Raw genomic sequence first — 13,931 nt, forward strand, 5'->3', positions numbered from 1 at the left:
TGCGTTAAATTTGCCCGACGTTTCGAGATATTATCATTTTTATCATATAACTTATAAGGAAGCTCAGAATTTTATATGAAGTGGTCACAATTCTTTAACACCTCCATTGGCAAGAAATTATTAGTAGGCGCTACCGGTTTTTTCCTTTGCAGCTTTGTGCTGGTGCACCTGGCGGGTAACATCCAGCTGCTGTATAAAGACGGCGGTAAGGCCTTTAATTCTTATGCCGCATTCATGGGGCACAACAGCCTGATCCAGTTCATAGCCTGGGGCCTGAAAATAGTGATCGTATTGCATGCGTTCATTGCCTTGCAGCTTACTTTTAGTAACCGCAGGGCGCGCCCGGTAAAATACGCTATCAACGCCGGTAACCAAACCTCTTCCTGGTACAGCCGCCAGATGGCCATCATGGGCAGTATCCTGCTGATCTTCATTGTTATTCACCTGGCCGACTTCTGGGCAAAATTCCATTACGCCGAGCTGCCTACCGTAAGCTATGAAGCGAACGGAGAGCCTATCAAAGACCTGTACACCATTGTATGGCAGGTATTTGCAAACCCGGTATGGGTGATCATCTACGTGATCGGGATGATCGGCCTGTCTTTTCACCTGATCCATGGCTTCAAAAGCGCCTTCCAGACCTTTGGCCTGAATCACGTGAAGTACAACGGTTTGATCAGCTTCGTTGGGATATGGCTGTTCGGAATACTGATCCCCATCGGTTTTGCCATTATTCCTGTGTATATATTATTCAATCATTAATTCAGTAAAGCACGATATATATGTTGGATGCAAAAATTCCTGCAGGCCCTTTAGATAAGAAATGGGAGAATTATAAAGGTCATTGTAAGCTGGTGAACCCTGCAAACAAGCGTTCACTGGAAGTGATCATAGTGGGTACCGGCCTGGCAGGCGCTTCAGCAGCGGCTTCCTTGGGCGAACTGGGTTATAAGGTTAAAGCTTTCTGCTTTCAGGATAGCCCCCGCCGTGCGCATAGTATTGCCGCACAGGGTGGTATCAACGCTGCCAAGAACTACCAGAACGATGGTGACTCTGTATACCGTCTGTTTTATGATACCGTAAAAGGCGGCGACTACCGCGCCCGCGAAGCCAACGTACACCGGCTGGCTGAAGTGAGCGGCAACATCATTGACCAATGCGTGGCGCAGGGCGTTCCCTTTGCCCGCGAATATGGCGGCCTGCTGAGTAACCGTTCTTTCGGCGGTACACAGGTACAGCGTACCTTCTATGCAGCCGGCCAGACAGGCCAGCAGCTGTTGCTGGGCGCTTACTCTGCACTGGAGCGCCAGGTGGCCCTGGGTAACGTTACCCTCTACAGCCGCCACGAAATGCTGGAGATCGTAAAGATCGACGGTAAAGCCCGCGGCATCATCGCCCGCGACCTGATCTCCGGTAAGCTGGAACGTCACTTCGGTCATGCAGTATTGCTGGCCAGCGGCGGTTACGGCAACGTGTTCTTCCTCTCTACCAACGCGATGGGCTCCAACGTAACAGCCGCCTGGAAAGCAACCAAACAGGGCGCTTACTTTGGCAACCCTTGCTATACACAGATCCACCCTACCTGTATCCCCGTTTCGGGCGAACATCAGTCCAAACTGACCCTGATGTCCGAATCGCTGCGTAACGACGGCCGCATATGGGTGCCCAAGAAAAAAGACGATAACCGCAAGCCGGCTGATATACCCGAAGAAGAAAGGGATTACTACCTGGAAAGAAGGTACCCTGCATTCGGTAACCTGGTACCGCGCGACGTGGCTTCCAGGGCCGCTAAGGAAAGATGCGACGCCGGTTACGGTGTAGGCAGCTCCAAACAGGCGGTATACCTGGACTATGCTGCAGCTATCCAGCGTTACGGTAAGATCGAAGCAGGTAAACGCGGCCTGCATTCACCTACCGCCGAGCAGGTAAGACAGCTGGGTGTGGAAGTGGTGGCCGAGAAATACGGTAACCTCTTCGAAATGTATGAAAAGATCACCGGTGAAAATCCTTACGAAGTACCAATGCGGATCTATCCCGCCGTACACTATACCATGGGCGGCCTTTGGGTAGATTATGAGCTGATGACCACCGTTCCCGGCCTGTACGCACTGGGTGAAGCCAACTTCTCTGATCACGGCGCTAACCGCCTGGGCGCTTCTGCGCTGATGCAGGGCCTGGCAGACGGCTACTTCGTGATCCCTTATACCATCGGTAACTATCTCGCAGATGAGATCCGCACCAAAGCCATTCCTACAGATCATCCGGCTTTTGTAGAAGCAGAGAAACAGGTGCAGGCCAACATCGATCGTATGATGAACATCAAGGGCACCAAATCAGTAGACTCTTTCCATAAAAGGCTGGGCAAGATCATGTGGGATAAGTGCGGTATGGCCCGTAACGAACAAGGCCTGAAAGAAGCCATCGAAGAGATCAAAGCGCTCCGCGCTGAGTTCTGGAAAGATGTGCGTATACCCGGCACCGCAGATGAGTTCAATCCTGAACTGGAAAAAGCAGGCCGCGTGGCCGACTTCCTGGAGCTGGGTGAGCTGATGTGCCTCGACGCCCTGAACCGCCGTGAATCCTGCGGTGGTCACTTCCGCGAAGAATCACAAACAGAAGAAGGTGAAGCGCTGCGCGACGATAATAATTTCGCCTACGTAGCTGCCTGGGAGTACAAAGGAGACAGCTCATACGAACTGCATAAAGAACCTTTGCTCTTCGAAGAAGCTAAACCTACTCAACGCTCCTACAAATAATTAGTAACGATAATACAGCCATAACAATGGAACATTATACTATGAACCTCACATTAAAAGTGTGGAGGCAAAAAAATAAAAATGATCAGGGCAGGTTTGAGACTTACCAGGTACAAGATATTTCTTCCGAAATGTCCTTCCTGGAAATGTTCGATGTGCTGAATGAACGCCTGATCAACGAGGGAAAAGAACCGATAGCATTCGATCATGACTGCCGTGAAGGTATTTGCGGTATGTGTTCCATGCATATTAACGGCCGTGCGCACGGTCCCTGGGCTGGTACTACTACCTGCCAGCTGCACATGCGCGCCTTCAAGAATGGCGACACCATTACCGTAGAGCCCTGGAGGGCAGGCGCTTTCCCGGTGCTGAAAGACCTGACGGTAGATCGTGGCGCTTTTGACCGCATCATTGAAGCCGGCGGTTACATCTCCGTAAACACCGGTAATGCCGTAGACGCCAACGCGATACCCATCCCGAAAGATAAAGCGGATGCTGCTTTTGCTGCTGCTGCCTGTATCGGTTGCGGCGCCTGCGTAGCAGCCTGTAAGAACTCTTCAGCGATGCTCTTCGTTTCTGCCAAGGTATCCCAGCTGGCGCTGCTGCCACAGGGTGATCCTGAAAGAAGCACCAGGGCGCTGAACATGGTGGCCCAGATGGATAAGGAAGGCTTCGGCAGCTGTACCAACACAGGCGCCTGCGAAGCGGAATGTCCCAAAGAGATCTCGCTCACCAATATCGCCCGCCTGAACCGCGAATTTATCAGGTCCGGCTTTACCTACGAGAAATAAAGTATTTCCAATAGATGGTTTGAGGGTTTGAGAACTGTTATCAGTGCTCAAACCCTTTGATTTTTTTAGACCAATAACCAGATTCCACGTCTTACAGCATTCCGTTTTTGCCGCCTTTCAACAACAAATTGGCTATCTTCCAAATTCTTTTTATTATTATAATTCATCTATCCACGTGTAAAAATTAGGCTTATGTCAGGTAATTCCCGTAGAAAATTCATCAGGCAGCTGGGCAGTACAGCCGCGATACTGGGGGTTGGTCCCTTAGCGGCGCTGGGCAAAGAACAGGTACATCTCTTACAACCCGAAACCCGTATATCTGCTAACGATAAGATACGCATTGCCTGCGTAGGAATGGGCATCATGGGCTTTGGCGACGTAGATACCGCATTGAAAGTGCCCGGCGTGGAATTTGTAGCTGCGGCAGACCTGTATGACGGGCATTTGCAGAAAGTAAAAGAAGTATATGGCGCCAACGTTTTCACCACTCGCGACTACCGCGAGCTATTGGAGCGAAAGGATATAGACGCCGTTATCGTGGCTACGCCCGATCATTGGCATGATACCATTTCCATTCACGCTATGGAAAAAGGAAAGGCCGTGTATTGTGAAAAGCCAATGGTACAGCAGATAGAAGAAGGGCACAAAGTGATAGCCACCCAGCAAAAAACAAAGGCCGTGTTCCAGGTAGGCAGCCAGCGGGTAAGCAGTATTGCGCTTGCTGAGGCGCGTAAAAGATACCTGGCAGGCGAAATAGGTCAGCTCAATGTGGTGGAGGCCCGTTACGACCGTCATGATGCACTCGGCGCCTGGCAATATTCCATCCCGCCGGACGCCAGTCCAAAGAATATTGACTTTGACACCTTCCTGAAAGATACCGCCAAAGTGCCCTTTGATCCGGTGCGCTTTTTCCGCTGGCGTAACTACCAGGCCTATGGCACCGGCATACCGGGAGACCTCTTTGTGCACCTTATTTCAGGCCTGCATTTTATCACCGGTGCATTAGGCCCCAACCGCGTTTTTGCCAGTGGTAACCTGGTGCAATGGAAAGACGGCCGCGATGTGCCGGATGTAGTAGTGGCCATCTTTGATTATCCCGAAACCAAAGAGCATCCTGCCTTCCAGGCAACGCTCCGCGTGAACTTTGCAGATGGCAGCGGCGGTGGGGAACAAACCCGTTTCATCGGTACCGAAGGGGTGCTGGATATGGGCTGGAATGATTTCCGTATCAAAAAACATAAACTGCCTGTAGCCCCCGGTTACGGAGGATGGGATACCTATAATACCTTTACAAAGGAGCAGCAGGCTGCATTTGAAAAGCAATACAATGCCAAATATCCTCCCAATACCCGCAAGGGAGATACCTCCGAAAGCAAATTTGCGGCTCCCGCAGGTTATGACGACAGGTATGACCACTTCGTGAATTTCTTTGAAGCCATGCGCTCAGGTAAAACAGTAGTGGAAGATGCTACCTTTGGCCTGCGAGCGGCAGGCCCTGCGCTGCTTACCAATGAAAGCTACTTTAAAAAACAGGCGATCAACTGGGACGCAGAAAAGATGAAGATCATTTAATGAATAATTGATGATTAATAATTAATACCCGCAATACCAATGTCAAACGCAGCACAGCTCCTTCGCTTCTTAATTATTAATTGTTCATTATTAATTATGTGGGGCTGCCAGGAGAAAAAGAAAACTATGTCAGAACAGATCAGCATTGCGCCGCCGGTAGCGCCTAAAATACCCAAAAACCTTACGATCCACGGAGATACCCGTACAGACAATTATTTCTGGATGAACGACCGCAAGGATCCCAAAGTGATTGCATACCTGCAGGCAGAGAACGCCTACCTCGATACGATCATGAAACCGGAGGAGAAACTACGTGAAAGCCTGTATGAAGAAATGCGTGGCCGCATTATGGAAGCAGATGCCACGGCCCCTTACTTCAAAAATGGCTACTATTACTTTACCCGTTATGAAACCGGTAAGGAATATCCCATCTATTGCCGTAGGAAAGGGAATCTCAAGGCCCCGGAAGAAGTGATCCTGGATGTAAATGAGATGGCCAAAGGGCATGCCTATTACCAGGTTACAGGGCTCTCAGTAAGCCCTGATAATAGCCTGCTGGCTTTTGGTGTAGACACGGTAAGCCGCCGCAAATACACCATTCACGTGAAGGAGCTGGCAACAGGCAAAATACTGCCCGATGCCATCCCCGAAACCACGGGTGGCGCGGCATGGGCCAATGATAACCAGACCTTCTTCTATACCCGCAAACATCCTGAAACCCTGCGTGCCGAGCGTGTCCTGCGACACAAATTGGGATCGGAGGCTGCCAAAGATCACCAGGTGTATGTAGAAAATGACGAAACCTACGATGTGGATGTAAGCCGCAGCAAATCCGGTAAATACATCATGATCGCCTCGTCCAGCACACTCTCTTCAGAGTACAGGATCCTGGAGGCCGATAAGCCCGAAGGTGCTTTCCGCATTTTTCAGCCAAGGCAGAAAGAGGTGCTGTACGACATTGACCACCTTGATGATCGCTTTTATATCCGCACCAACTGGCAGGCCACTAATTTCAGGTTAATGGAAAGCCCGCTGGACAAAACCGGGATGGATCACTGGAAAGATGTAGTGCCCCATCGCGCGGATGTATTGCTGGAGAACTTCGAAGTGTTCAGGGACTATCTCGTGCTGGGCGAACGTAAGAACGGCCTCTCCCAATTGCATATCATGAACCTGCGTAACAACCAGGACCATTACCTGCAATTCGACGAGCCCGCCTATGTGGCCGGTATCAGCATCAACCCCGAGCTGGACACCAAAGAGCTGCGCTATACGTACACCTCCATGACCACACCAAACTCTGTGTATGATTATAACATGGAAACACGTAAAAGCGAGCTAAAGAAAAGGCAGGAAGTATTGGGTGGCTATGATCCCGCCAACTATGTAACAGAACGTGTATACGCCACTGCTAAAGACGGCGTGAAAGTGCCTATATCCCTGGTATACAAGAAAGGATTTGAAAAGAAAGGAGAGAGCCCGCTGCTGCTGTACGGCTATGGTTCTTACGGCTTCAGTATGGAACCTGCTTTTGGCAGTAGCCGTTTAAGCCTGCTGGATCGCGGCTTCGTATATGCTATCGCGCATATCAGGGGAGGAGAAGAGATGGGCCGCCAATGGTATGAAGACGGAAAGATGTTCAAAAAGATGAACACTTTTACTGATTTCATTGCCTGTGCAGAATACCTGGTAGCCCAGAAATATACATCCCCTGCACATTTGTACGCCCAGGGCGGCAGCGCCGGCGGATTGCTGATGGGCGCCGTTGTTAACCTGCGGCCCGACCTCTGGCACGGCGTCATTGCCGGTGTTCCCTTTGTAGATGTGCTCACCACCATGCTGGATGAAAGTATCCCGCTTACTACCGGCGAATTTGATGAATGGGGAAATCCCAAGAACAAAGATTCGTATGAATACATGAAGAGCTATTCTCCCTACGATAACGTTACCAGTAAAGCCTATCCCAATATGCTGGTCACCACAGGCCTGCATGATTCACAGGTGCAATACTGGGAACCGGCCAAATGGGTGGCCAAACTGCGGGAGCTGAAAACGGATCATCACCTGCTGTTACTGCAAACAGATATGGAAGCCGGTCATGGTGGCGCTTCCGGACGGTTCAAATCATTGCACAAAACAGCTTTGGAATATGCTTTCCTGTTAAAGCTGGAAGGGAAATAAATTCCAAAATCCCAAATCCCAATAGCCAAATTCCAAACCTTGTAAAGCATGCTTATATGCGAAACGTTTGGAATTTGACTATTGGGATTTGGATTTTACAACGCCAGGTGCTGCGACTGTACTGTTTTCCCAAAGAAGGTCGCAGCCATCCTGTCAAATATCTGCGTATCATCCGTAGTAAAGAACTGGTGGCTCCTGTTCTTGCTTAAACGTACTTCCATTTCAGGATGGCGGCGCAGGTAGTCTTTCAGGCTGTGCGCCACTATCTTTCCCTGGGATAGTACGGTAATACCACCCGGAAGGTATTCCTTGATCCTGCCCATCAGCAGCGGGTAATGGGTGCAGCCCAGCACCAGGGTATCGATATTCGGTGATTCGCCCAGGATATGATCCAGGTGTTTCTTCACAAAATAGTCTGCTCCCGGTCCTTCATGTTCGTTATTCTCCACCAGCGGCACCCACATGGGACAGGCTTCCTGGTGTACCCTCACATGCGGAAAGAATTTATTGATCTCGATAGGGTACGACTCCGAGGCCACAGTGCCGTTGGTAGCCAGTATGCCTACTTCGCCGGTTTGCGTTAAGGTGCCTACCAGTTCTGTAGTAGGCCTGATAACGCCCAGCACACGGCGGTCAGGCGCTATCTGCGGCAGATCTTTTTGCTGTATGGTGCGCAGCGCCTTGGCAGATGCGGTGTTACAGGCCAGTATCACCAGGGGACAGCCCATCCGGAAAAGATGCTGCACACATTCCAGCGTATAGGCATGTATGGTATCAAAGCCGCGGTTGCCATAAGGCGTACGGGCATTGTCTCCCAGGTACAGATAATCGTATTCCGGTAGTTCTGCTATGATTTCTTTCAACACGGTCAAGCCGCCATAGCCGGAGTCAAAAACACCGATAGGTCCCTGTGTCATTCGTAATAATTAAAACTGTATTCCTTTACCGGTGAGGTCATAGATCCGCTGTATCTCGTGCAGCAGGCCTTCAAAGTCGATCTTCAGGTCTACCAGCAGGCCATTATGCAGGTCATACACCCAGCCATGTACGGTAGGATATCCTTTGGCCAGGTAGGATTGTTGTACCACCGCGGTTTTGATCACGTTCAGGCATTGTTCCTGTACGTTCAGTTCTACCAGGCGGTTGGTACGTTGGGTGGTGTCAGGAATGGCATCCAGCTCTTCCTGGTGAAGGCGGTATACGTCGCGGATATTCCGCAGCCAGGGATTCAGCAGGCCCAGGTCCTGTGGCGCCATGGCAGCCTTAACGCCCCCGCAGTTGTAATGTCCGCAAACGATGATATGTTTTACCCCCAGGTGCCGCACCGCGTAGTTGATCACTGACATCACGTTCAGGTCTATATTGTTCACCAGGTTGGCAATATTGCGGTGAACAAACACTTCACCTGCATCCAGGCCCATGATCTCATTGGCGGGTACCCGGCTGTCGCTGCAGCCGATATACAGGTAGTCCGGTTGTTGTTCTTTGGCCAGCCGTTCAAAGAATTGTTCATCAGTAGCCAGTTTGGAGGCTACCCACTGCTTGTTGTTCTCAAATATCTGCTCGTAGGAGGTCATAACATGACAGATTAGAAGTGAGCGGTAAAGATAGTTAAACCTTCAATAAGCGCATACGGTAAGCATTCATTGCGCTGCTGCCCAGCTTGTCAGTAAGGCGGTGGTTTACCACTGCACCTACTACTGCGCCGATGCCCGGCATCAGCTGCAGCATCTTGGCAATATCAATGTAGTCGCGATATTCCTGTTGGAAGCGCCGCCAGTCAAAGGCATTGATATCCTCGGGCAGCTCCTGGCTGTAGGTGTCCCAGTGGGCCATCAGCGGGTAGGTTTTATTGCGGAGATGCTGACTGGAAAAGGTGAGCTGGAAGATATACAGCATGTATACACGCTCTTTATAGGTATTGGCGTCAAAGCCATAGAGAGCGGCTATATCAAACAGCATTTTCATTTTAAGCGTGAGGAAGAGGGGAAAATCGGCCAGTCCCAGTAAAATTCCCCCCGCTCCGGTAATGGCGCCTTCGGTGGCCGTGGCCGTTTTGTAGAACGTTATACGTTCCCGTACCTTCTCTTCCGTTAAGATCAGCTCCTTTACCGGCTGCGGTTCTTTAGCCGTAAAGCCTGCCCCGTAAAGCACAGCCCGGGTCATTTGCTTGATGGCCACCGTAAAGGCCTGGTGCACTTTTTCGGGAATGATGCGGTTGATGCGGTCCTGCACCCGTTTGGCAAGCCGGCCCGGCAGGGAGGGATCACGCTGCATATCCCGTTGCCAGCGCTTTACTTCCTTAAGTATCAGCTTTTCATATGTTTCCATATCAGGTTTTTTAACATATCCCGTACCAATTTAAACAATCCTCAAACTGAAACTATTTCGTAACTTTGCGCCTTAAATTTCATTAGCCAGCATGATCAGTGTTAGAAACATATCGCTTTCCTACGGCAAACGGGTATTGTTTGATGAAGTAAACCTCAATTTCACCAAAGGTAACTGTTATGGGGTGATCGGGGCCAACGGCGCCGGTAAATCCACCTTCCTCAAAATACTCTCCGGCGAAATAGAGCCGAATAAAGGTACTGTGGAGATCACTCCCGGAGAACGCATGAGCGTTCTGAAACAGAACCACTTTGAATTTGATGAGATTACGGTGCTCAATACGGTGCTCATGGGCAATAAACGCCTGTGGGAGATCGCCAAGGAAAGAGACGCCATTTACGCCAAGGCTGATTTCACCGAAGAGGATGGCATCAGGGCCGGCGAACTGGAAGGAGAATACGGCGAAATGGGCGGTTATACTGCCGAAAGTGATGCCGGTTCCCTGCTGGGCGACCTGGGCGTAAAAGAAGAGCTGCATAATGTGCTGATGAAAGAACTGGCAGGTAGCCAAAAAGTGCGCGTGCTGTTGGCACAGGCGCTGTTTGGCAACCCTGATATCCTGCTGCTGGATGAGCCCACGAACGACCTGGACGTAGAGACCATCGGCTGGCTGGAGAACTTCCTGGCAGACTATGAGAACATCGTGATCGTGGTATCCCACGACCGTCACTTCCTCGACGCCGTTTGTACCCATGTGGCCGATGTAGACCGCAGCAAGATCCAGATCTTTACCGGTAACTACTCTTTCTGGTACGAGTCTTCCCAGTTGATCGCAAGACAGCAGTCTGACAAGAACAAGAAGATGGAAGAAAAGCGGAAAGACCTTATGGACTTCATCGCCCGCTTTAGCGCCAACGCTTCTAAGAGCAAGCAGGCTACCTCCCGTAAGAAAGCCCTGGAAAAGCTGGTGATAGAAGAGATCCAGCCTTCCAACCGTAAATATCCCGGTATCATCTTCAAGCAGCTGCGTGAAGTGGGCAACCAGATACTGAACATCGAGAAGCTCGAAAAAGCAGTAGACGGCCGTACCCTCTTCAGCAATGTAAGCTTTACCGTAAATAAAGGCGATAAGATCGCTTTCCTGTCTAAAGACCACCTGGCCCTGACCACCTTCTTTGAGATCATCAACGGTGAGCAGGCTGCAGACGGCGGTAAATTTGAATGGGGCACCACCGTTACCAAAGCTTATCTGCCCAATGATAACGCGAAGTATTTCCAGGATACTACCCTGAACCTGATGGATTGGCTGCGCCAGTTCGTGCCTCCCCATGTTACCGATGTGGATGAGCCCTTCCTGCGCGGTTTCCTGGGTAAGATGCTCTTCAGCGGGGACGATATTTTGAAAAAGACCAGTGTACTGAGCGGAGGAGAAAAAGTACGTTGTATGATCAGCCGTATGATGCTGCAGGATCCCAACGTAGTAGTGCTCGACGAGCCTACCAACCACCTCGACCTGGAATCTATACAGTCATTCAACGAAAGCATGAACAACTTCAAAGGTATTGTGCTCTTAACCACGCACGACCATACCTTCATGCAATCTGTGGCCAACCGTATCATTGAGATCACGCCCAGGGGTGTTATTGACAGGCTTACTACCTTCGATGAATACCTGGAAGATGCAAGGGTAAAAGCCCTCCGTGAGGAAATGTATGGTGAGTTAGCAGTGAGCCGCTAGCAACTGGCTTTTAGCTATTAGCTATCGGCTAAACGCTGATGGCTAATAGCTAAAAGCTAGCAGCTAGCAGCTATTCAAAGGTATCCTTCTATTATTTTCAGCTTACTGTTATCCAGGGGTTTTGTGATATAGGCCGCCAGCTCCGGTGTTGCCTCCACTTTCTGAATATCCCGTACATCCATCGAAGAAGAGCACATGATAATGGGAATACTAAGGCCTGAACGGGCCTGCATGCTGCGATAACCCTCAATAAAACCCCAGCCATCCATACTATGCATATTCATATCCAGTATTATCAGGGAAGGGTAGGGGCACGCGGGTTGGTGTAGCTGCTCCAGGGCATCTTCTGCGGATAGAAAAGAAACAATGGTCAGGTTTTGACGGTATTTGTCCTGCTGTCCTAGCAGCCGTTTGATGATAAAATGAAAGATCTCATCATCATCCACTACATACAATAATTTAGTCGTTCCCATTCTTTATGTTTTATGGCGGTTCAGGGCGTATTAGCAGAACAGTTGCCCAGTATGTAGGTAAAACAGCGTGTAGTAAATAGGATTTACTTTATTCACATTACTTTGTAAGTAAGGGTTTTTCCGAGCAGCAAATAACGTTAAATTATAGATATTTTCATGTCCCGGGATTTGTCAATAACCAATCGTTAACAATTGATGAGGTATTGTAAAAATGATAACGCTCCAAGGGTTCCCAACCCCTGGAGCGTTACTGGAATATTATTGAATAAACGGAGAACTATTATCTCTTTTATCTCTTTAGAACAAGCCGCCTTTTCTCAGGTTTACTTTACCCTGACCGATGCGGAAGCCGTTGTGATAGATCTCAACGCTGTAATCACCGGGTTTGAAATCGGAGTTCTGTTTCCAGTCCATGCTTACGGTCTGTTTTTCGCCTTTTACATAGGCTACAGTTTTCTTGGCAGTATAGAGCTTTTCAGTACCGTCTTCCAGTGAGAAACGGCCGGATCCCAGTGCTTCAACTGCCAGCGGTGAACCGTCGGGAGCAGTGATGGCCACGTAGATCTCTTTATCCCCTGTAGGAGCGATCCTGTTCTCATCCAGGTCAAAGATCACACGCATCATGTCTGCGCGTTTAGCCTTGGACGTTTCTACTTCTTTACCGTTCCTTTTTACCTGGATAGGTTGCAGCTTAATATTGCTGGCATGCAGTACGGAGCCCAGGTTTACCTCTTTATTCAGGCTGTCTTTTACAACGCCTACAGAGTCTCTTTCTTTGCGGGCTACATCCCTTTCACCGGCCAGCACCAATTTTTCGCCTTCCAGGCGTTCAATGGTTTCCTGATAACCAGCTATATTTGTTTTAAGCTGTTCGATCAGCCTGCGGGCCTCAGCCAGTTCTGCCTGGGTAGCATTTTTGTTGGTCAGGATGCTCTGGATGCGGGCTTTCACATCAGCCAGTTCTTTATCCTTGGTTTTCACCAGGCTGTCCATACGGCTGTTCTGTGAGATCAGGTCATCCAGGCGTGCGTTGGCAGCGTTATATTCCTGTTGCAAAGCATCGCGTGAAGATGAAATAGAATCTATCTGAGTGCCTTGTTGTACGATGGTCTCGTTAGTCTTATTTTTGTCGTACAACATGTATATCCAGGTACCTGCTAAAGCTGCAATCAGAATACCGTATATCAATCCGTTACGGCTACGCGGTTTTTCAGAACCGGAAGATCCCGGGGCAGGCGTGTTGAATGTGTTCTCAGTCATAGAATGTTTGTTTTATGTTTAATTGTTATATGGTTAAAAAACGTTATACAAAAATAACTTTTTTAATTCTGTAATTCACAAACTTTTAAATAGGATTATTTCAGTGCTACCTAACGTTGCTTTAGATCAATTACTGTTGCTGGATATAGAAACAACCCCTGGCATGGCCACTTTCGACGACCTGCCCCAGCAGCTCCAAAGTCTCTGGCTGGAAAAAATAACAAAAACTGCGCCAGATTCAGCAAATGGCGCCGAAGACTATGCCAATAAGGCGGGTATATATGCGGAATTTGGTAAAGTGATCTGTATTTCGGTTGGATATTTCTGCCTGGAGAATAACCGTTATCACCTGCGGCTCAAATCATTTTATGATGATGATGAAGGGGTTGTATTAAGCGGTTTTTTAGAATTGGTGAATAAGTTTCATAACAAGTACCCGCGTTTCCAGTTTGCCGGGCATAATATCCGGGAGTTCGATATCCCATATATCTGTAGGCGTTCTATTATCCATCAGCTATCTTTGCCCCAGCCTTTGCAGCTGCACGGATTTAAACCCTGGGAGGTGCCCATGCTGGACACCCTTCACCTCTGGCGTTTTGGAGATTATAAGAACTATACCTCCCTGAAACTGCTGACCGCCATCCTGGGCATCCCTACGCCCAAAGATGATATAGACGGCAGCATGGTGGGAAAAGTATACTGGCAGGAACATGACCTGCCCCGTATTGCCACCTATTGCCAGAAGGATGTAGCAGCCGTGGCCCAGCTGGTGCTGCGCTTCAAAGGTGTACCCCTTCTGAAGGAGGACGAGGTGGTGATTGTTAAATAG

12 protein-coding genes are annotated in these 13,931 nt (G+C 49.4%); 7 read left to right on the forward strand and 5 right to left on the reverse strand.

From position 1 onward, the window contains the following. Positions 1-75: 75 nt before the first annotated feature. From ACR9Y8_RS24380 to ACR9Y8_RS24400, 5 genes are all read left to right on the forward strand, one after another. Positions 76-762, forward strand: a complete 687-nt coding sequence (locus ACR9Y8_RS24380; protein ID WP_481215861.1) for a succinate dehydrogenase cytochrome b subunit — start codon at positions 76-78, stop codon at positions 760-762. Positions 763-782: 20 nt separating this feature from the next. Next, on the forward strand, positions 783-2,756 hold the full coding sequence (locus tag ACR9Y8_RS24385; protein WP_481215862.1) for a fumarate reductase/succinate dehydrogenase flavoprotein subunit: 1,974 nt from the start codon (positions 783-785) through the stop codon (positions 2,754-2,756). Between the two features lie 26 nt (positions 2,757-2,782). Beyond that, positions 2,783-3,547, forward strand: a complete 765-nt coding sequence (locus ACR9Y8_RS24390; protein WP_481215863.1) for a succinate dehydrogenase/fumarate reductase iron-sulfur subunit — start codon at positions 2,783-2,785, stop codon at positions 3,545-3,547. Between the two features lie 192 nt (positions 3,548-3,739). Then, the gene (locus tag ACR9Y8_RS24395; protein WP_481215864.1) at positions 3,740-5,119 is read left to right on the forward strand and encodes a Gfo/Idh/MocA family protein; all 1,380 of its coding nucleotides are present in this window, start codon (positions 3,740-3,742) and stop codon (positions 5,117-5,119) included. 126 nt (positions 5,120-5,245) lie between these two features. After that, complete coding sequence (locus ACR9Y8_RS24400) at positions 5,246-7,300, forward strand: S9 family peptidase (RefSeq protein WP_481215865.1); 2,055 nt, start codon at positions 5,246-5,248, stop codon at positions 7,298-7,300. Positions 7,301-7,395: 95 nt separating this feature from the next. Here the strand turns inward: ACR9Y8_RS24400 and murI are convergent, their stop codons facing one another. Genes murI through ACR9Y8_RS24415 form a run of 3 tightly spaced genes read right to left on the reverse strand, consistent with a single transcriptional unit; the run spans position 7,396 to position 9,631 of the window. Continuing rightward, positions 7,396-8,217 carry a glutamate racemase gene (gene murI, locus ACR9Y8_RS24405; protein ID WP_481215866.1) on the reverse strand — a complete coding sequence of 274 codons (822 nt, stop codon included), beginning with the start codon at positions 8,215-8,217 and terminating at the stop codon, positions 7,396-7,398. A 9-nt stretch (positions 8,218-8,226) separates the two neighbouring features. Next, a complete protein-coding gene (locus ACR9Y8_RS24410; RefSeq protein WP_481215867.1) occupies positions 8,227-8,877 on the reverse strand; it encodes a carbonic anhydrase in 651 nt (216 codons plus the stop codon). 34 nt (positions 8,878-8,911) lie between these two features. Then, positions 8,912-9,631: an EcsC family protein gene (locus ACR9Y8_RS24415; protein ID WP_481215868.1), complete on the reverse strand. Its 720-nt coding sequence runs from the start codon at positions 9,629-9,631 to the stop codon at positions 8,912-8,914. A 91-nt stretch (positions 9,632-9,722) separates the two neighbouring features. Between ACR9Y8_RS24415 and ACR9Y8_RS24420 the strand changes: the two genes are divergently transcribed. Further along, entirely contained in the window at positions 9,723-11,369 is a 1,647-nt protein-coding gene (locus tag ACR9Y8_RS24420; RefSeq protein WP_481215869.1) for an ABC-F family ATP-binding cassette domain-containing protein, read from the forward strand. A gap of 74 nt (positions 11,370-11,443) precedes the next feature. Here the strand turns inward: ACR9Y8_RS24420 and ACR9Y8_RS24425 are convergent, their stop codons facing one another. Continuing rightward, a complete protein-coding gene (locus ACR9Y8_RS24425; protein WP_481215870.1) occupies positions 11,444-11,842 on the reverse strand; it encodes a response regulator in 399 nt (132 codons plus the stop codon). A 297-nt stretch (positions 11,843-12,139) separates the two neighbouring features. Further along, a complete protein-coding gene (locus tag ACR9Y8_RS24430; protein WP_481215871.1) occupies positions 12,140-13,102 on the reverse strand; it encodes a zinc ribbon domain-containing protein in 963 nt (320 codons plus the stop codon). 163 nt (positions 13,103-13,265) lie between these two features. Here ACR9Y8_RS24430 and ACR9Y8_RS24435 point away from each other — a divergent pair, with 163 nt between their 5' ends. Continuing rightward, positions 13,266-13,931, forward strand: a complete 666-nt coding sequence (locus tag ACR9Y8_RS24435) for a ribonuclease H-like domain-containing protein (protein WP_481215872.1) — start codon at positions 13,266-13,268, stop codon at positions 13,929-13,931.

It is taken from the genome of Chitinophaga sp. SVR4-12A (assembly GCF_056754765.1).

Excerpts from the sequence above, each read along its gene's own strand:
- ACR9Y8_RS24430 (WP_481215871.1), bottom strand. The coding sequence starts at position 13,102 with ATGACTGAGAACACATTCAACACGCCTGCCCCGGGATCTTCCGGTTCT.
- ACR9Y8_RS24410 (WP_481215867.1), bottom strand. The coding sequence starts at position 8,877 with ATGACCTCCTACGAGCAGATATTTGAGAACAACAAGCAGTGGGTAGCC.
- ACR9Y8_RS24395 (WP_481215864.1), top strand. The coding sequence starts at position 3,740 with ATGTCAGGTAATTCCCGTAGAAAATTCATCAGGCAGCTGGGCAGTACA.
- ACR9Y8_RS24380 (WP_481215861.1), top strand. The coding sequence starts at position 76 with ATGAAGTGGTCACAATTCTTTAACACCTCCATTGGCAAGAAATTATTA.
- ACR9Y8_RS24390 (WP_481215863.1), top strand. The coding sequence starts at position 2,783 with ATGGAACATTATACTATGAACCTCACATTAAAAGTGTGGAGGCAAAAA.
- ACR9Y8_RS24425 (WP_481215870.1), bottom strand. The coding sequence starts at position 11,842 with ATGGGAACGACTAAATTATTGTATGTAGTGGATGATGATGAGATCTTT.
- ACR9Y8_RS24420 (WP_481215869.1), top strand. The coding sequence starts at position 9,723 with ATGATCAGTGTTAGAAACATATCGCTTTCCTACGGCAAACGGGTATTG.
- murI (WP_481215866.1), bottom strand. The coding sequence starts at position 8,217 with ATGACACAGGGACCTATCGGTGTTTTTGACTCCGGCTATGGCGGCTTG.
- ACR9Y8_RS24400 (WP_481215865.1), top strand. The coding sequence starts at position 5,246 with ATGTCAGAACAGATCAGCATTGCGCCGCCGGTAGCGCCTAAAATACCC.
- ACR9Y8_RS24435 (WP_481215872.1), top strand. The coding sequence starts at position 13,266 with ATGGCCACTTTCGACGACCTGCCCCAGCAGCTCCAAAGTCTCTGGCTG.
- ACR9Y8_RS24415 (WP_481215868.1), bottom strand. The coding sequence starts at position 9,631 with ATGGAAACATATGAAAAGCTGATACTTAAGGAAGTAAAGCGCTGGCAA.
- ACR9Y8_RS24385 (WP_481215862.1), top strand. The coding sequence starts at position 783 with ATGTTGGATGCAAAAATTCCTGCAGGCCCTTTAGATAAGAAATGGGAG.